The 19,377-nt window shown below is 43.5% G+C and carries 19 protein-coding genes and 1 pseudogene; 8 read left to right on the top strand and 12 right to left on the bottom strand.

Translation table 11 applies throughout. The features are described 5' to 3' along the window. The first annotated feature begins 1 nt into the window (after position 1). From ACOCD9_RS03890 to ACOCD9_RS03875, 4 genes are all read left to right on the top strand, one after another. Complete coding sequence (locus tag ACOCD9_RS03890) at positions 2–1,537, top strand: glycoside hydrolase family protein (RefSeq protein WP_419546439.1); 1,536 nt, start codon at positions 2–4, stop codon at positions 1,535–1,537. Positions 1,538–1,618: 81 nt separating this feature from the next. Further along, positions 1,619–2,245: an SH3 domain-containing protein gene (locus tag ACOCD9_RS03885; protein WP_419546438.1), complete on the top strand. Its 627-nt coding sequence runs from the start codon at positions 1,619–1,621 to the stop codon at positions 2,243–2,245. A 46-nt stretch (positions 2,246–2,291) separates the two neighbouring features. After that, the gene (locus ACOCD9_RS03880) at positions 2,292–3,260 is read left to right on the top strand and encodes a hypothetical protein (RefSeq protein ID WP_419546436.1); all 969 of its coding nucleotides are present in this window, start codon (positions 2,292–2,294) and stop codon (positions 3,258–3,260) included. A gap of 58 nt (positions 3,261–3,318) precedes the next feature. After that, a complete protein-coding gene (locus ACOCD9_RS03875) occupies positions 3,319–3,702 on the top strand; it encodes a hypothetical protein (protein WP_419546435.1) in 384 nt (127 codons plus the stop codon). Positions 3,703–4,047: 345 nt separating this feature from the next. Here the strand turns inward: ACOCD9_RS03875 and ACOCD9_RS03870 are convergent, their stop codons facing one another. Further along, on the bottom strand, positions 4,048–4,233 hold the full coding sequence (locus ACOCD9_RS03870) for a hypothetical protein (RefSeq protein WP_002731861.1): 186 nt from the start codon (positions 4,231–4,233) through the stop codon (positions 4,048–4,050). Between the two features lie 1,135 nt (positions 4,234–5,368). Here ACOCD9_RS03870 and ACOCD9_RS03865 point away from each other — a divergent pair. Then, a complete protein-coding gene (locus ACOCD9_RS03865) occupies positions 5,369–6,259 on the top strand; it encodes an alpha/beta fold hydrolase (RefSeq protein WP_287699966.1) in 891 nt (296 codons plus the stop codon). 6 nt (positions 6,260–6,265) lie between these two features. Here the strand turns inward: ACOCD9_RS03865 and ACOCD9_RS03860 are convergent, their stop codons facing one another. Then, positions 6,266–7,096, bottom strand: coding sequence for a hypothetical protein (locus ACOCD9_RS03860; protein ID WP_287699965.1), 831 nt, complete (start codon positions 7,094–7,096; stop codon positions 6,266–6,268). A 256-nt stretch (positions 7,097–7,352) separates the two neighbouring features. On the opposite strand from ACOCD9_RS03860, the gene ACOCD9_RS03855 reads away from it, so the two are divergent. Then, positions 7,353–8,393: an adenosine deaminase gene (locus tag ACOCD9_RS03855; RefSeq protein ID WP_419546434.1), complete on the top strand. Its 1,041-nt coding sequence runs from the start codon at positions 7,353–7,355 to the stop codon at positions 8,391–8,393. A gap of 90 nt (positions 8,394–8,483) precedes the next feature. Here ACOCD9_RS03855 and ACOCD9_RS03850 read toward each other — a convergent pair whose 3' ends face one another. Both ACOCD9_RS03850 and ACOCD9_RS03845 read right to left on the bottom strand, forming a co-directional pair. Then, a complete protein-coding gene (locus ACOCD9_RS03850) occupies positions 8,484–8,891 on the bottom strand; it encodes an MAPEG family protein (RefSeq protein WP_002802758.1) in 408 nt (135 codons plus the stop codon). An 8-nt stretch (positions 8,892–8,899) separates the two neighbouring features. Then, a complete protein-coding gene (locus tag ACOCD9_RS03845) occupies positions 8,900–9,406 on the bottom strand; it encodes a hypothetical protein (RefSeq protein ID WP_002741066.1) in 507 nt (168 codons plus the stop codon). 211 nt (positions 9,407–9,617) lie between these two features. Here ACOCD9_RS03845 and ACOCD9_RS03840 point away from each other — a divergent pair, with 211 nt between their 5' ends. Continuing rightward, positions 9,618–10,859 (top strand): GNAT family N-acetyltransferase, encoded by a 1,242-nt coding sequence (locus ACOCD9_RS03840; protein ID WP_287699962.1) that lies wholly within the window; start codon positions 9,618–9,620, stop codon positions 10,857–10,859. Continuing rightward, positions 10,859–11,359, top strand: a complete 501-nt coding sequence (ruvX, locus tag ACOCD9_RS03835; protein WP_419546433.1) for a Holliday junction resolvase RuvX — start codon at positions 10,859–10,861, stop codon at positions 11,357–11,359. The genes ACOCD9_RS03840 and ruvX overlap by 1 nt, the downstream gene beginning before the upstream one ends. 39 nt (positions 11,360–11,398) lie before the next feature. Here the strand turns inward: ruvX and ACOCD9_RS03830 are convergent. The 8 genes and pseudogenes from ACOCD9_RS03830 to ACOCD9_RS03795 all read right to left on the bottom strand — a co-directional run. Then, a pseudogene (locus tag ACOCD9_RS03830) lies at positions 11,399–11,737 on the bottom strand (type II toxin-antitoxin system VapC family toxin); the annotation flags it as partial. Then, positions 11,734–12,024, bottom strand: coding sequence for a hypothetical protein (locus tag ACOCD9_RS03825; protein ID WP_024968627.1), 291 nt, complete (start codon positions 12,022–12,024; stop codon positions 11,734–11,736). The pseudogene ACOCD9_RS03830 and the gene ACOCD9_RS03825, both read right to left, overlap by 4 nt. A gap of 129 nt (positions 12,025–12,153) precedes the next feature. Next, on the bottom strand, positions 12,154–12,747 hold the full coding sequence (gene apcB, locus ACOCD9_RS03820; RefSeq protein WP_287699960.1) for an allophycocyanin subunit beta: 594 nt from the start codon (positions 12,745–12,747) through the stop codon (positions 12,154–12,156). 98 nt (positions 12,748–12,845) lie between these two features. Next, complete coding sequence (proB, locus tag ACOCD9_RS03815) at positions 12,846–13,985, bottom strand: glutamate 5-kinase (RefSeq protein ID WP_287699959.1); 1,140 nt, start codon at positions 13,983–13,985, stop codon at positions 12,846–12,848. Positions 13,986–14,089: 104 nt separating this feature from the next. Further along, on the bottom strand, positions 14,090–16,054 hold the full coding sequence (gene recJ / locus ACOCD9_RS03810; RefSeq protein ID WP_287699958.1) for a single-stranded-DNA-specific exonuclease RecJ: 1,965 nt from the start codon (positions 16,052–16,054) through the stop codon (positions 14,090–14,092). A gap of 58 nt (positions 16,055–16,112) precedes the next feature. Then, on the bottom strand, positions 16,113–16,754 hold the full coding sequence (locus ACOCD9_RS03805; protein ID WP_419546432.1) for an LppP/LprE family lipoprotein: 642 nt from the start codon (positions 16,752–16,754) through the stop codon (positions 16,113–16,115). Beyond that, on the bottom strand, positions 16,751–17,212 hold the full coding sequence (locus ACOCD9_RS03800; RefSeq protein ID WP_287699956.1) for a hypothetical protein: 462 nt from the start codon (positions 17,210–17,212) through the stop codon (positions 16,751–16,753). Before ACOCD9_RS03800 ends, ACOCD9_RS03805 begins: the two co-directional genes overlap by 4 nt. Positions 17,213–17,286: 74 nt before the next feature. After that, entirely contained in the window at positions 17,287–19,296 is a 2,010-nt protein-coding gene (locus ACOCD9_RS03795) for a response regulator (protein ID WP_419546431.1), read from the bottom strand. Positions 19,297–19,377: the final 81 nt, after the last annotated feature.

The raw sequence follows: 19,377 nt of genomic DNA, 5'->3' as shown, positions 1-19,377 counted from the left end.
CATGAAAGTATCACAAAACTGTATCGATATAATCAAAAAATGGGAAGGTTGTAAGCTTACCGCTTATAAATGTCCTGCTGGCGTTTGGACAATTGGGATTGGAACAACTTGTTATCCTGATGGACGACGTGTTCGGGAAGGGGATACTATTACCGATCAACAAGCAGAAGGTTTCCTTGTCCATGAATGTGAGGAAAAAGCAAAAGCTGTGGATAAATTGGTGAATGTTGATCTTCATCAAAATCAGTTTGACGCTTTAGTTTCCTTTGCTTATAACGTAGGCATTGGAGCTTTTCAAGACAGTACCTTACTACGTCTGTTAAATCAGCCAAATTATAACGAAGCGGCTAATCAGTTTAAAGAATGGAATAAAGCAACCGTAAACGGACAAAGAGTGGTTCTTGAAGGGTTAGTTAATCGCCGTAAAGATGAAGAAGAACTATTTCGTAAAACAGATGGGTTTGGTGAACCTATTGATCTAGAACCCTCTCCCCAAAGTTCCGCTACTTGGCTTAAAGGATTCTTAGAAAATCAAAATACCGTTGTTGTGGCGTATAAGGCTAACCAAGTTGTCGAAATTATTACCCTAAAAAGTCCTCTTAAAGAAGATTTAATTGATGTATTGCGACAATATCCTAATGCTCAGAATTTCCATATCGCCGCACCAAATGAGCAAATTCCAGCAGGTAATCGAGTTGAATTTGAGGGGCGTACTCAAGCTCTATCGAGGGTTGCCAATCCGCCTACTTTAGAGCGAGGATTACTGTTAAAAGGAATGACTGATAATGATGCAGGAATCTCTAGCAAAGATATTGCAGAAATGCAACAACGTTTGAAAGATTTAGGCTACTATAACGGAGAAATTGATGGGGATTTTGGCAGTGGTACTGATAATGCTGTCAGACGATTCCAAGCAGATGTTTTTGGTCAAAGTCAAGCGGATGGTAAAGTCGGAACGAAAACATGGGCTAAATTGTGGGGAGAAGATGGTGTAGTTTCTACAGGTCAAGGACAAGCTGGAAAAACCTACCTGCGATTAACAAAAACTAACCGTAAAGATCGCTTGGGTTGTTATGTTTTGCTCCTAGAATATATCAAGAATGGTCAAGTCAAAGATAGTCTTGAGGTGTGTTCAGGACAACCTAATCGGCAATTTTTCCGCGCTGGTTCTCAGAGCGTTTCTGGCTCAATGGAACCGCTACCTGAAGGTCAATGGTATATCAATAATATTAATTGGGCAGATGGCAAAGATAAATATGGCCCTGTCGTTTTTAATAATGGCTTAGGACCTGTTAGCACACCGATTGGTTATAAAGGTCCTAATTCTACACGGCGCAGTGCGATCGAAATTCATATTGATTGGAATCGAGTAACATCTGCTGGAAATCCTAATTCTCCCGGTACGGCTGGTTGTATTGGAATATACAATATTGCAGATTACAAAAAATTTGTCAGTTGGTTACGGGAAAATGAGAATCCAGAACTGCGCGACTTGTATGTCAATTGGGGATTAGGAACTTGTCCTCAACCTCAATAATAGCTTACTCAAGGGTGATCATAATGATCTTTCATAGTGATCACCCCACTCTTTTCTGATTGGGTCATTAACTCATAAACCATGTACAAACTTTTACTGGCATCAGTCTTATTCTTGAGTGTAGTCATTAGCCCTCTTAAAGCCGAACAATGTGAACAGTTCGCTGTTACCGCTTCAGATGGTTATGTCAATGTGCGTTCTGTTCCTAGGGTTCAAAAAAATAATATTGTTGGTACATTACCAACTGGATTTTCTCTTTCTTTGACAATACAACGTCAAGGTTGGTGGCAAATTAATAGTCCTTTTCAGGGTTGGGTTGCGGGCAACCAAATCAGCAAAGTTTCTTGTGATACAGCCCATGATCTTTTATATAAAGTGGGATATCCTACCATGAATCATTTAAGTAAAAAGGCGATACAAGGTAATCGCATGGCCGCAGAAACCCTCATTAAAATGTCTGGCGCAATGGATGGGGCAAATTCAGAAATTTATGCCGAATCCATTACCAATTTTGCCAACCAAAACCCAAATTTTTTGCTCTCAATTTTAAAACAGCAATCTTCATTAAATCGTCAAATGTCATTACGATTAATTGATTTTGGACTCGGCATTAGTAACTCATCCGAGCGTCAAAAATTTGAAGCAATTATTATTCAATTGCCTTCTGACAACATGGTCAAACAGGATTGGCAGAATAGAAATAGATAATGATTTGCGTTTAATTGTATTTTCATGTTAAGTAGAGGTTGACACCATGAACAATAATCTTTCTTCTCAAGATAAAGAGATTTCTGAAATCAACAAAAATCGTTCAGAAACTACTTGGAATTGGGTTAATAGTCTTAACACAATAATACTTGTGATTATTGCAGTTTTTGGTGGGATTACAAATCATAAATTGGACATTCTGAAACAGGAACTTGAATTTGCAAAGTTCATGGAAAGTACGATTGACAATCTATCAAAAGATGAGAAACAAAGGGAAATTGCTTTGAGTGTTCTGTATTCATTATTTATTGTAGAAAAGCAAGACGAATTAAGCTCAAAAAAAGGATTTACAATACCATTTGTTTTAGAAAAAAAAGAAATTGAAATACCGCACAGAAAGTTTTGGATAGATATTTATGACACAATTCTTCGGGTTAATTACAATAACTTATTATCCCAAAGTCCAGAATCTCTAGCCACAAGTAAAACCATTGATATTCTTTGTTTTCTCAAAGATGATAAATGCAAGGGTTGGCGAGATAAAACTTTTAAGTTGGCTGAACCGAATCCTGCTGAAATTCCTAAAAAAGGAGAAAAAATAGAATTGTCTCCAGAACAAGAAAATAAAAGGACATTTGTCAATGCTATCTTTAATGAATCAAAAGAAGGTCAAGGTAAAAAAGGGTTAGTTTTTATTCAATATAACAATCAAAATAAGAAGGAAGATATTGAGAAATTGAGAAAAACATTATCAGAAAAATGGAATGCTCCAGGGATAGAATTTATTGAGGAATATAAGTCTCCTTCTGGCAAATATGGAGATATTCGATATTTTCATACGGAAGAAAAAGCGTTAGCTAATGAGTTACAGGTAACTCTTAAACAAAAGTATTGTCCTGAAAAACCAGAGGGATGTTTTGTTAGCCATGATCTATCGGAAAATTATCCTAATCTCCCTAAAAAACAATTTGAAATTTGGATTGATGTCAACAAAATACCAGAGCCATTTCATTAAGCTAATTATTTAGTGTGATTTCAAATCTCACAGCCTTTATAAAAAAGGAGGAAAGGTAATGCAAAACACAAATCTCCCTGTAACCATAGACTCAAAACTAATCTGGAACGATACAGGAATTAATCTTGTCGCTGGACAAGAATATCATTTTCAAGCAACAGGTCAATGGACAGACTGGACAATTACCTCTAATGCTGATGGTTATGAAAGTCCTAATTTCTTTCTGAAACTATGTGAAGGACTACGACGAATGCCTAATTCTCCTTGGTTTTCACTGATTGGTTCAATTGATAAAGATCAAGATAGTTTCTTCCTCATCGGCACAAATAAACAGTTTATAGCCCCAAAAACAGGACGGCTTTACTGCTTTGCTAACGATGTGATCATCGCCTATGGCAATAATCGAGATAGCATCCAACTCACTGTAACTTCCTTAACTTGACGGCTCTTCCGGTTTCTGTGTGGAAACGAAGCCTATACTGATAGTTTCTTCGGCAAAATAGTCGTAAAAGTCTTTCTCCGTCAACATTTCACGATTCTATAAGCAAAAATTATCACACAAAGTCGAGAAGAGCCACTTGACTTGACAAAGGGAAAATATCCTATTTGTTAACTGTCTGCTGTTGTTAAAGTAACCTGTCCAGAATCAGGCAAAAAAGGAGCAAAAATGATGACTACCCAAAAACTGAAAGCTCTAGTCAATACTGTTATCAAACAATCGCAGTGGCAATTTTGGCACCTGTATTGCCTGTCCTGTGGCTCAAGTGACTATGCTAAAATCGGTCAACTAGAAATGACGAGAAACGATTTTTTCAATAGTCGCCTGGGTATCCTGCAGCAGTTTCTCGCGACTATCTCTAGTATTAGTCAGACTAGGCACGAGATTACGAGCTTGTAAAGCCATGTGAAGTTGTAGTTGAGCCACATACTCACGGATATCTTCGCGGGTTTCCGATTGGTTAGGATGAAACATAGAGAAACTGGAAGGGTCTGTCTAGCTGATGGGGTCTTGTCGATAACTCCTATACAAGTTATCACAAGAGCTTAGGTTCCAGTCAAGGATTCGCTCCAACTCTACACATTTCTCAACACAACTTATAACAGTCATCTCAAGGGCGAGGTATAAAGTTTTCGTTTTGGGGAGGCAGTCGCCAGTCGTCGATACCAAATTCTAGACAGTAATTCCCAATTCAAACGGTAGCACAGAATACAGAATCAGTCTTACTCTTGATGGCTGGTGATTCGGTAGTAGTGATGGAGGCTTAATCCTTTGCTTTGCTCTGCATTGTAGTCATGGATAAAATACCAAAGGACTCGCCAACGTGATTCTCCATTTTTTTAGAGGAAATGATCTGGTAGTAGTGCCGTAGCCCTCTTGCTTACCCGGTATCAAGTGTGTAAAATATTGATTAATAAAAATAATTGGAACCCGATCAGTCTTTAAACCTCTAGCTTGATCATCACTTTTCTGACAAATATCTTTTTCTGGCTCCTGTCCTGCTTACTCAAATAAGCTAAGACGCATTTAAACCGCTTATTATTACATTAGCCGAAGCTCCCCCAATCCCTTTACTGTTGCCTTTTGCCGTTCCACAGGCTCAACATTCGCTCGACTGAGTTCGCCGAACGTCCGAATTCTCACGGCCGAAGCCTGACTCGTCACCTAACGGAAGATTTTTGATTTTTGCAAGAGGTCTTATATACAGGCCTACTAAGCTGTTGACTATCTAAATTACTCGTTAAGATTGCAGGGAAGCGGCGAGCAGGGAGCAGGGAGAAGCAGTTCGAGCATTTGTACTAAAGTTTCCAATACGCAGTTTAAATTCAGTACAGCCGATTCCAGCAAATATGCTCCATTCATGTCTATTCAAAAATATTACAATAAACATGGATACATTAAGAAAAGTTAACGGGTGAATCCATTGATGGATAAGGGTTTTAGACTATTGTAGTATTTATGTATGGGTGAAGTCCAGTAATATAGCGTTTCTCATCAAGATGAAGTACGACGGGATTTGGCATCATCCCCAGACGACCAGCTAAGCCGCCACTTAACCTGACAGTATATATTAAGAAAAGCAACAAATACTTTATAGATAAACAAAAGTATGCAGCAAATTCTGGGATTAGAGACACAACCAAAAATTTGGCATTGGCGGGGATTCAAAATCACCTATCAAAGTGCGGGGGAGACAGGACCTGCGATCGTGCTTGTGCATGGATTTGGGGCATCTTGGGGACATTGGCGGAAAAATATCCCCGTTTTAGGCGAAAAATGTCGCTGTTTTGCCCTAGATTTAATTGGTTTTGGCGGTTCCGACAAACCCGAACCAAAAAACGAGATCGATTACACTTTCGAGACTTGGGGGGCGCAAATTGCCGATTTTTGTCGGGAAGTGGTGGGGGGTCCTGCTTTTTTGGCGGGTAATTCCATCGGTTGCGTCGCCATTATGCAGGCTGCCGTCGATTATCCCGATTTTGTCCTTGGGGTAGCGGCGATTAATTGTTCCCTCCGACTACTGCACGAAAGAAAACGGGGAAAATTACCCTGGTATCGTCGTTTAGGTGCGGATATTGCCCAAATAATTCTCAAAAATAAGGCAATTGGGGCTTTTTTCTTCCAACAGATCGCCAAACCCCAGACAGTGCGTAAAATTCTCCTCCAAGCTTATCGGCGCTCGGAAGCAGTAACGGAGGAATTAGTAGAAATAATCTTAAAACCCGCCCGAGATCCAGGAGCGATCGAGGTTTTCCTCGCTTTTACCGGTTATTCTGGCGGCCCACTCCCCGAAGACCTGCTGCCGATTCTCCCCTGTCGGGCGATTCTGCTTTGGGGTAGCGAAGATCCCTGGGAACCCTTGCCCTTGGGTCGGGAATTAGCAAGATTCCCGACCGTAAAACAGTTTATCCCCTTAGCTGGTTTAGGCCACTGTCCCCAGGATGAAGCCCCAGAAATAGTTAATCCGATTTTATTAGACTTCCTGCAAGCTCCTATCTAAGTCCCTCTAGTAACCAGGAGACCGAGCATCAATCGGTTGTTGGATGGTGAAGCCTCGGTTAGTAGTTTGAGGGGGAACTTGATTGGGGATGCCATTATTGTTGGGCGGCATTCCCTGATTGGGATAACCAGTGACGTTAGGTTGACTGCTGTAGACGGGGGCCTGATATACAGGAGGTTGATAATAGTTGGATTGGTTGCTAGAGCCAGGGATGGGGTTAGGGTTGGTATTATTCTGGGAGGGTAGGGGCTGAACATTTTGTTGATAAGGGGAATAATTCCCCTGGGGGGTGACTTGATTCGGGTTGCCCCCGGGGTTGAGATTAGGATAATTATTCAAGTTAGCAGTCCGCGAGCGATTTTCGATTTCCCTTTGTAAAGGATAATTGCTAGTGTTGCCAGTAATCGGTTGCACTTGAATCGGTTGCAGACCTTTACTAGCATTCGGTACTGGATTTGGCTTGACTGGCGGCATTAACGGGGCGAATAAGGGGGGTTTCTGGTTTTCATTGGGATTAGTATTTAAGGGATCAAAAGGCTGCGTCGAGGCCGCTCTCCTCGGGCGAGCGGTATTATTATTGGCAGGAATGGCCGGCAGTGGTACGGCAGTGGGGAGAGGAGCATCGGTAATCTGGTTGCTCCGGATTTCGCGTTCCTCCAAGGACATTCCAGGGGTATCGAATACCGAACCCAACCATGCAGGATTCTGTTGATATATCGAGAAAGCAATTAGAGCTAAGGAAAATATTCCTAGGGGCAGCCAAAATAAAGGTTGGGCAAAGGGTTTTAATCCTGCCAAGAAATAGCGCATGGAAGAAGAATCTTTATAGTCACTCATACCGCTTCACCCTCTATAGGTTTTCCTCCATGCTATCAAATCATTAAGCAGTGATCAGTGATCAGTGATCAGTTATCAGTTCACTGAGAAAACTCCCCACACCCTACACCCCACACCCCATCACCCCACACCCCACACCCCACACCAGACACTGTTCACCGAATAGGTACTAATGCTATTTGGGAACGATTGTCAAACAATTGTAAAACTTCGTTATATTTAAGGAACATTTGAGAGACTAAGGAGCAGCGGAGTTGTGGCTTTATACGCGGATTTGCATCGGCATTTAGGGGGATCGGTAGTACCGAGAATTCTCTGGCGCTACTTTCACAGACATGAGCGGGATTTAGCGGATAAATTTCCAGAATATCCCGCTTTTGAGGAATTTTACACCCGTGAACGCAATAGTTTAGATGAGTATTTGGAATTACACACCCTCGTCGAAAGTGTTCAAACCGCCCAAACTTTGCCCTATTTTATCTATCGTCTGATTCGCGGCGCTTACATCTTCGAGAATCTGGCCTATTTAGAATTGCGCTATACTCCCTACTATCGCACCGACGAACATTTGAACCAAACGGAGCGAATCGAGCAAATGCGATCAATTGTCGAGATCGTCGGTCAAGCCTCGAAAATGAGCGAATATCCGATTATTACCAGTCAAATTCTCTGTATGCACTCGCGACTTCCCTACGAAGTCAACAAAGCGATCGTCGATCTTGCCCTAGAGATGAGAGAATACGTCTGTGCGATCGATATTGCTGGGGGTGATTCCTACTACCAAACTCGACTAGAGGAATTTGCTGGTTTATACAGTTATGCCAGGGAAAACGGTTTAAATACCACCGGCCATCTTTATGAAACAAAGGACGGTTGTTATCCCCAATTACTGCCCTATCTGCAAAGAATTGGTCACGGTATTCAAATTCCCCTACAATACCCAGAATTGCTGCCGGAAGTTGCCCGTCGTCATCAATGTTTAGAAGTCTGTCCCACCACCTATTTAAAAACCGGCACCCTTGAAAGTTTATCGCAATTAAAGATAGTCTTCGATCGCTGTTTTGAAGCGGGGGTTGATATTGCTATCTGTACCGATAATGCTGGTTTACACAATGTCCGGCTGCCCTTCGAGTACGAAAATTTACTCACCCTAGACGTGATCGATTTTCGACAATTACAAGCTTGTCAAGATGCGGCTTTTCGTCATGCTTTTGCTTGGCCCTATAGTCAAAAACCCGCCTCACTTTTAACCAGTTTGTTATCAGTGGATAATCCCAAATTACCGGTTTATCAGTAACACAATTAACTATAGTTTGGGTTAAGCAACTTCTTTACCGCTCCCGAACTATAGCGTTTTTCCACTCTCCTGCATCGGGTTTCGGGAATTCTACTGAATCTTGATTAAACTCAACCCAAAGAGAGTATAAGTACACAGAGAACCAAGACCGAACATCAGGGAACGAGCGATCGGGACATTAGTGATATAAAAAAGGGAAAATAAAAGCCGGAGGATCACAAAAGCGATCGCACAGTTAGCGGCCAGGGAGGAGGAGACTCCTGTAACGTAGGCCATGAGAGCGGCGGCACTATAGATCATAAAGGTTTCAAAACCATTTTGATGGGCCCAAGTTGCTCGTTTAGCGTAGTCTGGGAGTTGGTCGAACATGGCCCGGGGGGCGGAGGTATTGTAACCCACCTTAGCTCTAGCGTAAGCGACCAGCAGAAAAGGTAGATAGACAGAGATAGCGGCGGCCACTATCGAATAGAGAAGAATGGCACTGACGGAGAGATTCATCGCTGAATTTAGTCAAAATAAAATAGGGTAACTAGCTTGCGTTGATCTTCCGCTTCCGCGCAGGTTTGCAAAAGGGTTTGACTGTCGTGGAAAGCAAAACAGATTAACTGTTGACAACGATTGATAATCTCCCGATTACAGAGGCTGCTGGCTTCGCCTAGGGATAGATGGTCATTTTCGGGACATTCCACCAGATGGATAACCTGCTGGAGTTGCTCTTGGGATTCCAGGGGCTGGCGATCGAGACTTTGGGGTAAGATCACGGTTAAAAGATTAGGATCTGCCCGCATTGCCCCCTTAATGACGGCGGAATTGGTTCCCGTCGCCCCGGAGGTCATAATCCGATTGCCCGCCAGCACGAGGGCATAGGCCATCATTTCGATCAATTGCTGGTGTGTGATGGGAACGTGACGGGAACCCAATAAAGCGACGCGCTTAGAACCGGTCTGCTGAATGGCGGCCAGTTCTTGAGCTAGAGTGTCTAGGGTGTTAGTGGTATCTACAGATTGACTCAAAGACTTTTACTGCAAATTCGGACTGATTAACCGTCCGTTATTGTAGCATCGAATTCTCATGATTGGAAATTTGGCCCAAAAAACCCCAGATGCTCATCGAGGTGTCCTTTCTGTGGCAGTCTCCTTGAGCCGTCAGAAATTGTTATTGGTGGGGAAGTGCCTCTAGATTCTGCGGTAAGATAGGTGCATAGACGATATTTACCCCAGAGCCATGACCACTTCTCCTGTTCCCCAAGGGGACGATTTTAGCGATCGCCCAATCCGTCCCGTACAGTATCGGGATTTGGAAGACATTGAAGCTTTAACCCTGGATGACTTCGATGAGGATATTGATCGTCGCGCCCAAAATTTCCGCACGCAGGTGCAACGGGTGCGGCCTTGGTTTGGGTTGTTTAAAATTCTCAGTTTTTTTCCCAATCCTCTGCAACACCGTTTTCATGTCTATGTGGCCGAGTCCATGGCGGATCGGGGAGAAGAAAGGAAAATTCGCGGGGCAATCCAAGTCACCCCTTTTAATAGTAGTCGCAGCACTTGGCGGGTGGAACAGGTGCGGGTGCATCCGGGGGAGTCTTTAGGCGAACCCAAGGGCATCGGGGCGCAATTACTGCGTTATTGTCTAGAAACGGTTTGGGAAGCCCGCACCTGGGTGTTAGAGGTTAATATCAATCAAAAGGACAGTTTGGCGCTTTTCCGGCAACACGGTTTTCAGCCTTTAGCAGAATTAACCTATTGGTCTTTACCGCCGCAATTATTACAGGAATTGAGCAAACAAGAGGCAGATTTACCGAATTTACTGCCTGTGAGCAATGCTGACGCTCAATTGCTCTATCAGTTAGATTGTGTGTCTATGCCGCCGCTACTGCGTCAGGTATTTGATCGCCATATCCAGGATTTTAAAATCAGTTTAGTTGATAGTTTGTTCGGTCGCTGTCAGAGTTGGTGCGGCGGTCCGCAAATTAGTCGCGGTTACGTTTTTGAACCGCAACGAAAAGCGGCGATCGGTTATTTTGAATTAATTCTATCTAATCGGGATGAGCGACCCCATCAAGCGAAATTAATTGTCCATCCCGCCTACACTTGGCTCTATCCTAAGTTATTAATCCAGATGGCCCAGATCACTCGCAAGTATCCCCCTCGCTCGCTAGAGTTGATATCTGCCGATTATCAGCACGAAAGACGGGAATATCTGGAACAATTGGGAGCGATCCGCAGTTCCCACACCCTGATGATGTCGCGCTCGGTATGGCACAAAATTCGCGAAACTAAGCCGGAAAATTCCGCCTTAGCAGAAATGCTCCAGGGTTTACAATCGGTGCCACGAACTCCCATCCCTAGTCGGATGTCTTGGTTAAAATGGCCCAATAATCCCCCCCTAGACTCCCTCGACAGTCCGGGAGAACTTCCCCCCGCTAAACCCCCCTCAGAACCCCCGGATCAGGGGCATCCAGTGTAATGGAAAGGGTCGCCGCCCTGGGCTTAGATATCGGCAAAAAACGGGTAGGAGTGGCAGGATGTGACGGTACAGGTTTAATCGCCACTGGTTTGACTACGATTATCCGTTCTTCCTTTGTTGCCGATCTAGCACAGTTTGAGGCAATTGTCAAGGAAAGAAATATTAAGATTTTGGTGGCGGGACTGCCCTATACCATGGCCGGAGAGTTAGGATTTCAGGCCAAACAGGTACAAAAATACGCCCAAAAACTAGAGATCGCCTTGGATTTACCCCTCGAATACATTGATGAGCGTTGCACGTCTCTAGAGGCGGAAGAATTCTTAAAAGCCAAAAAACAGTTTTCCTCTTGGGATAAGGGAGCGATCGATCGGGAAGCGGCGGCGATTATTTTGCAACAGTGGCTCGATCGCCGACGGCGAGTTAATAGTGTTGTTTTGGGGGATAGGGAAATCGTCGAACCAAAAAACGGCAAGGGAACTGGTAGCCAAAGCCTCGAATAACTTCCGATCCAAGGTCAACAAGGGTGCGTCTAGCCGCTTGGCAAGGGCGACATAAGAGCCATCGTAGGCGGTCAGATTATAGGCGATGCCGAGATTCACAGCTTCTCTCATGAGAGGGACAGTAGAAAAAACCCACAGGGGATAACCTTCTAGAAAGGTCAAGGCCTCTTGAACTTGGCTTGCAGTCAATTGTCCTGCCCGCAAATATTTCCAGAGAATGTTTGCCATTTCAATGTAAAACAGATCAGGAACCAAAAATTCCGTTTCTGGTTCGACGAGAAGGGCAAATAATTCGATCGTTTTTTCAGAAAGGGGATCGCGAATAAACTGTTTAATGGCAACGCTGGCATCGACAACGCATCTAAAAGCATTTGTCATCGCCCGTCTCGCTCTTGGCGAATCAATACCGTACTGTCTAGCCATTTCACATCATCGGGTAATTCCCGATAGCGTTGTTTGACTGCCTCGATCAAAGCGGGAATCGACTGGCAGCGACGATCGGGAGTTTGAGAGTTTTCTGGCGATGCGGACAAGTTCGGACTAGCTTCTGATTCTGGCGACGACAAGAGACGTGTGGCTAGAAATTCGGTAAAATCTAAGACCTCTCTCTGTTTGTCTGGCGGCAAATCACGCCATCTCGATAGCAATAACTGTTCGCTGTTCATGAAAAGAATCCACTAAGAAACTCGGTCATCTGACCGTAGCAACGGAAGACTTTACTCAATTCTAGCAAGCAAAAAATCAACTCATTGATTGAACGAACAAAACTGATAAGCGATAACTGATAACTGAATTTAGATAGACACTTCGCTTAATTCACGAGTGAGATGATCAAAGGGTTCAGCGATCAAAGAGGTGTCGGCAATACCCGCATCACCAGCCATGGCTTGAATCATTTCGCTCATGATTTGGATACCGCGCACCGTCGGACCGATGGGAACACCGAGGGAATTATAGGTTTCCCGCAGTCCTTGCAGTACCCGCTCATCTAGAACATTAGTATCAGCAGCCACTAGGGCATAACTGGCATAGCGGAGATAGTAATCCATATCCCGCAGACAGGCAGAATAACGACGGGTGGTGTAGGCATTACCCCCGGCGCGGATCAATTCGGGAACTTCTTCAAATAGACGAATCGCCGCCCCACGCACGAGCGCCGCCGAATTAGCGTTAATGAGGGCGGCGGCAGCTAGACGGGCAGTTCCCGAGGCAAAATATTGTTTAAGATTATCGATCGCATCTCGATCGAGATAACGTCCGGTGACATCGTATTTTCTAATCAGGCTAGTTACCGCGTCTCGCATTATTAAGTTTCTCCCAACAGCAATAAAGACATTTTTGAGTTTCGCTTTATTTATAATCTCACAGGGTTGAACTTCGGGGGACATCCCTAGTCTAACTCTCTTGCTTGTCTAACAATTTGTTGTTTTTTTGAGACATTTCTTTACATTTAAGGCATTGGCTGGACCGCCTCTGGGTGGCGGAATTATCCCTGATTAGTCGAGGTGGTGGACGAGGCAATCAAAATGACGAGATTATCCCGATGAATGATGGTTTCTGCGGCCATATAACCTAATAAACTGGCAATACGCTCGGAATGTTGACCTTTAACTCGATCGATCTCCTCACTACTATAATTAACAATTCCCCGGGCCACTTCCCGGCCTTCTTGATCGCACAATTGCACCGATTCCGAGGCGCTAAATTCCCCCTCCACTTTGGTGATCCCGGCCGCGAGGAGAGATTTTCCCCCCTGACAAATGGCTTGAACCGCCCCAGTATCGAGATAGATTTTACCCATGGGCATTAGTCCGTAGGCGATCCAGCGTTTGCGGGCGTTATCACTGCGTTTTTGTGCCTCAAAACGGGTTCCGATCGCCTCTCCTGCCATAATTTTTAAGATATTGCCGGGCTGCCGTCCCCTAGTAATCGCCATTTCTACCCCGGCACTGGTGGCAATCCGGGCCGCTGCCAATTTAGTCGCCATACCCCCGGTCCCCCACTGACTGCCACTACTACCGGCATCGATCGATAGTTGCGCTAATTCCGCGGGACTAACTCGGGCAATGGCCGCCGCTTCGGGAAATAGCCGCGGATCGGCACTGTAGAGGCGATCCACATCGGTGAGGATAAATAACCAGTCAGCCTCGATTAAACTGGCGACAAGGGCTGATAAAGTGTCATTATCGCCGAATTTTAACTCATCGATCGCCACCGTATCATTTTCGTTGACAATGGCAATTACCCCTAATTCAAACAAAGCCTGAAAGGTATTATAGGCGTTGACATAACAGGTGCGTTCCATCAATTCGGGACGGGTCAGCAAAATTTGGGCGATCGGTTGACCAAGACTGGTAAAGAGGTCATCATAGATCCGCATCAGACGACCTTGACCGACGGCGGCGATCGCTTGTTTGAGGGCGATTTTTTTCGGTCTTTCCTGTATTCCCAGACGACGGCAGCCCACCCCCACGGCCCCGGAAGATACTAATACCACCCGATGACCGGCGGCACGCAACCGGGTGAGGACTTCCACTAAAGCGGCGATCGTGGATAGGGATAATTGGCCGGTTTCATTATCGGTCAAACTAGAAGTACCGATTTTGATCACTATGGTTTGGTTCATCGTCAAAAGGTGTGGGGTGTGGGGTGTGGGGAGAAACAATTCATAACTTGAGAGTTAATCACACTATTAAAAACGGATTTGGTATTAGATTTATTCAGCCAGCCCTAGATAGCCAAAGCTTTGATGGCAACTTTAATTAAAGTATAAAAACGGGGTTCAGTCACGTTGACTTCTCTCGCTTGTTGCCGATTTTTGCCTAATAAACCAATGCGCTGGCCTTTCTGCACGACTAAAATATCGCCCTGTTCATTTTTGATGCGAATCTCGTTTACATCACCCCAAAAACTACATTGATAGATTTTATCGGCGTGCATAAAAATTGCTTTTTTAACATTATCATTTTCTTGGGGTAATCGCACTCCCACTAATTCAATTTCTATGGTTGTATTACCATTCCAAGTATTTTCTTTGAGTTTATAGGCAATATCTAAACGCGTTGGTAAAGGACAATATTCGCCCCAACGCCATGCTAGGGCTTTAATTCTGGTATCATCCCTTTGAGCCAGCAATAATTTTAAATGATTTTTTCCGATAGTTTTCTGTTCCACTACTCGCACGTTAGGAGTCCAAAAAACGGGTAATTCATTCCCAATTCCCCAGGGTTGCAAACTATCAATTTGTTGAAAAAGTTGCAGGTTTATTTGTTTAAAGTCTAGGATAGTGTCAACTTTGATTAAAGGTTTTAATTGTTCTATTTGTAAAATTTTGTGAGAAAATTGACTTAATCTTTGTTTAAATGCTAGTAAATTAGCTGTGGGTAAACTAAAACCCCCCGCCATTTTATGACCGCCAAATTTTCCTAGTAAATCTTGGCAAAATTGCAGGGCTTCAAAAACGTGAAATTCTTCAATTCCTCTGGCAGATCCGCGAATTTTCCCTAGCTCTTCTTCCTCGTAAGTACCGATAAAAACTGGCACTCCGTAGCGTTCCACTAAACGGGAGGCCACAATACCAATTACCCCATGATGCCAATCTTTTTCGACTAAGACTAAAACCCGATCTTTTTGCCAAAGAATCGGCGTTTCCTCTACTAATTTAATCGCTTCTTCTTCAATTTTTTCGCATAATTCTTGACGGGTACGATTAATTTGTTCGCACTGCATCGCTCTTTCTAAGGCAATTCCTGCGTCATCGGTGGTTAATAATTCAATAACTATCTGGGGATCGCCAATTCTGCCAATGGCATTAATTCTCGGTCCCAATTTAAAGCCAATATCATCCGGTTGTAATTGCTTTTGTTCCTCGCTAATTCCCGCTATTTGCATCAGGGATTGAATCCCGACTAATTGGGATTTGGGTAATTTTCTTAAACCCCGTTTTAACCAGCGACGATTTACCCCAATTAATGGAGCTAAATCTGCTATAGTGCCTAGGGTAAATAATGCTAATAATGACTCGGTTAATCCCTGTAATTTACCCATTTTTTGGGCAGTTGTCACCGCTAAAATATAGGCGACTCCCACCCCCGCTAATCCCTGATAGGGAGAGTTCGGGGTTAATAATTTTGGGTTGAGAATAGCGGAGGCATTTGGTAAAATTGGCGGCAGATCGTGATGATCGGTGATAATAACTTTTAATCCTAATTCTATCGCTAGGGCGATCGGTTCGTGAGCGGAAATACCATTATCAACGGTGAGAATCAATCCGACTCCCGACTCGGCAAATTCTTCGACAATGCGCTGATTAATTCCGTATCCCTCTTTCATGCGACTGGGTATGGCATGATTTACCCTAGCACCGAGATGTCTCAAGGCTCTTAACAGTAAAGATGTACTGGTCATGCCATCGGCATCGTAGTCCCCACAGATGGCAATTTTATCGCCCCTAGCGATCGCTTTTACTAATAAATTGACACTTTTTTCTAAGTCGGGAAATTCTCCCAGGGGAGAGGGTAAGGTATCCACTTCAGGATCTATATAAGTTTTAGCTAATTCGGGGGTATCAATACCGCGATTAATTAAGATAGTTGCTAATAAGGATGATAATCCCGTTTCCCGCACTAACCCCTCGATTTTTTCGGAATTAGTTGCGGCAATATACCAGCGTTGGATGGGATATTTGTAGGGCATTTTTTGTTAAGTAAAAAGGTAAGGTGCGTTACGCTGTGCTAACGCACCAAAAACAGGGTTAAAAGCGGATTTGGATGGCCCCAGCAGGAGGTTGAAAGGGGAGATTATTATTATTAATTCTCAGGGGAGAAGTAGGTATTACCTGCACATTTGGGGTGGTGGGTTGACTTTCGTTGGTACTCAGTAAAGTCAATTGATTAATACTAGAATTAATCGCAAATTGTTGGGTAATGACTCCCGACGGACAACAGGAAGGATCTCGGGGGAGAAATCTTCTCATATTGACGGTGATCGTACCATCTTTAGCACTAAGATTATCGACAACTACTCGATCGGCTAACAGGACAGTATCGGTGTTAGTGGCAGTACCGTTATTATCAATCACTAGGGCTAAATAATGTAATTGCTGTTGATTTCTAGTAATCACTCTTAATACGACAATACCATCAGTCCTTTGATCATTATTATAGTCCCCCATCAAAGCTTCTCGACTGACTTGCACTCCTAAAATCTGTCCCTCATTGGATTGAAAAATACCATCGCTGACAACTACGGAACCCCGATTGGGAATGTTATAGACGGTGTTTCTTAAATTATCGATGCTCAGGGGTGCAGATTGGGCAAGTAAGGGCAGAGAATTGTTTAATAATAAACTGATACCCAGGAGGATAGATTGAGGCAAAACTGCTAATTTAATCATGGTTGTAATGGATTGGGTATATTTTCTTGAGTATCGAATAACTGCACGTTATTAATGGTACAAACCATCCCCTGTTGTGCTGCTAATTTATCTCGCCATTGGCTTAATTGTTGTTGACCATTACTACCATTTAACCAGTAAACTGTCAAGAGGCCGAGGGTTTGTTCTGGTTCACAGGAAAAGCCGAGAGTTTTATCGGGTATGTCGGTATTTCCCTCACGACATTGCCAACCTTGTTTTTCAATTAATTCTTTCCAACTTTTCTCTTCTTTGGCAGCCACGGCAATGCGTTGATCTCCTTGGTTACAAACCCAATTTTTCTGCTGGGTGGGATCATTGGGTAGATCACCAAGATTGGGGGAATTTTGCTTAATTGGGAGAAGCGAGGGGACTTGAGCATGAACGGAAAAAATCGGTAGTATTAAGAAAGTACCGATGAGCATTTTTAACAGTTTCATCCTTTAAAATTGCCATATTTAGGGATTTATGCCTTTAGAATATCACGTTTTTGAGGTATGGATAAAATACTCTCTTAAGATATGTTTAAATCTTTAATTATGGTTTCGATCGCATCAAAGGAAAATTCTCTGGCTAACTGTTGTAAACCTTGGGCAAGGGTAGCATAATCGGGGGGAATTTCTGCGGTTAGGGCGATAATTTTTTCATCATCACATTCTCGCGCCGCTTGTTGCAATTGTCTAATCCAGTCGGGACTGATTAATTTTAATAGGGATTGCAGGGAATCGAGGAAAACTGGCGAATAATTGGGCTGATTTGGCTCATTATCGGCATAAATATATTTTAATCCTAAATATTCGCCCATTTTTTGCCAGATAACTTCCTCTCGGAAAGGTTTACGCACGAAATCATCACAACCGGCGGCAATAACCAGAGCGCGATCCTCTTCAAAAGCGCTGGCAGTTAGGGCAATTATCACCGTTTTTCCGCGATTATCAGCCTCTAACTGCCGAATTTCTCTAGTTGCTTCGTAACCGTCCTTCACTGGCATTCTCATGTCCATCCAGATAAGATGAGGTTGCCATGCTTGCCAAATTGCGATCGCTTCTTGACCATTAGCGGCCTCTTGCACGGACAATCCTAGGCTAGTCAGGAGTTTCAGCAACAGTAAACGGCTTTCCGGTCGATCATCGACGACTAATATGCGATATTTAGGCTGATTTTCCGCTAAAGCGATGACTTTTGCCCTATTGGGTTCGGTTTTAATCTCATTTTCCCCCACTAAACCCACCTGAATATCAAAACTAAAAATACTTCCTTGACCCAGAATACTACTAACTCCGATCGCACCCCCCATCAACTCAACAAATTTTTTACTGATGGGTAAACCCAATCCCGTCCCCTGTTGGGATTTTCGTCCCGTTTCCGTTTGGTTAAAGGGTTGAAATAGCTTATAAATCTCCTCTGGGGCGATTCCTGCGCCTGTATCTTCAATTTCCCAGAGCAATCGCTGATAATCTCCTCTTTTCTCCCCTACTTTTCCCCGGAGAGTTACCCCTCCCGACTCGGTAAACTTCAATCCGTTACCCAAGAGATTGATTAACACCTGTCGCAATTTACTTTCATCAGTACATATATATTGAGGAAGAGCGGAGCTGCGCTCAAAAATTAAGCTCAAAGCTTTTGCCTGCGCTTGTGGACGTAGCATTTCGGCAATATTATCTAAAAGAGCGTATAAATCGAAATTACTGGGATTAAAAACCGTTCTTCCCGCTTCTATCTTCGACATTTCTAGAATATCGTTGATTAACTCTAGTAAATGTTCCCCGCTACGATTGACAATTTCCAAATATTGGCGATATTCACTGCTGATGCTGCTATCCCGGGATATTAAGCGAGTAAAACCCAAGATAGCATTAAGAGGAGTGCGTAATTCGTGGCTCATGTTAGCTAGAAACTCACTTTTAGCTTTATTTGCTTTAACTGCCGCTTCTTTAGCCTCTTTTAACTCTTTTTCCGCTTCATATCTAATTTGTGCGATCGCAATTAATTCTCCCAGCAACCGCACAAAGGTGACATCTTCCCCTGTCCATTGCTTTTCTGCACTTGCATCCAATCCCAGATAACCCACCGTTACCCCATAACTATCCCACATGGGAACGATTAAGAGACAGGGAGTAGGACTATGAGCGAGAATAGTTCTTTCAGGGATAGCAGTAGCGGGTAAATCGTCTAAAGAGTTCAGTTTAACTGGAATACCGTTTAATAATTGTTCAGAAAACCAGGGAAAGGTTTCCGTCGAGAGATTTTGTGATTGTTCCCTAATCGGGATAACTTGGGGATAGTCGGGGTGACAGTATTCATAAACCATACTCCACTGCTGACGACAGGTGGAATATTGAATAATGTAACAGCGCGCACTCTGGGTAAATTGACAGAGCAGTTCTAGGGTATGATCGATCGCCAAGTGGATATCTTGAGAAATTAGTAATCTTGTCACCCTCGAGAGCAAATTATCGCGATAGGCCTGCATTTCTAGGGCTTTTTCCCGTTTTTTAGACTCTAGTTCCTCAAAATCACTCATAATCAGTTATCAGTTATCAGTTATCAGTTAAAAGGGTTTGGGTGTTGGGGTTGTAGGTTTGTAGGGTTTTAGGGTATTAGT

This window comes from Microcystis sp. (assembly GCF_048564745.1).
GTDB lineage: Bacteria > Cyanobacteriota > Cyanobacteriia > Cyanobacteriales > Microcystaceae > Microcystis > Microcystis ichthyoblabe_A.
The sequence above is the reverse complement of the archived record's forward strand: the minus strand, read 5'-3'. Positions and strand labels throughout refer to the sequence as shown.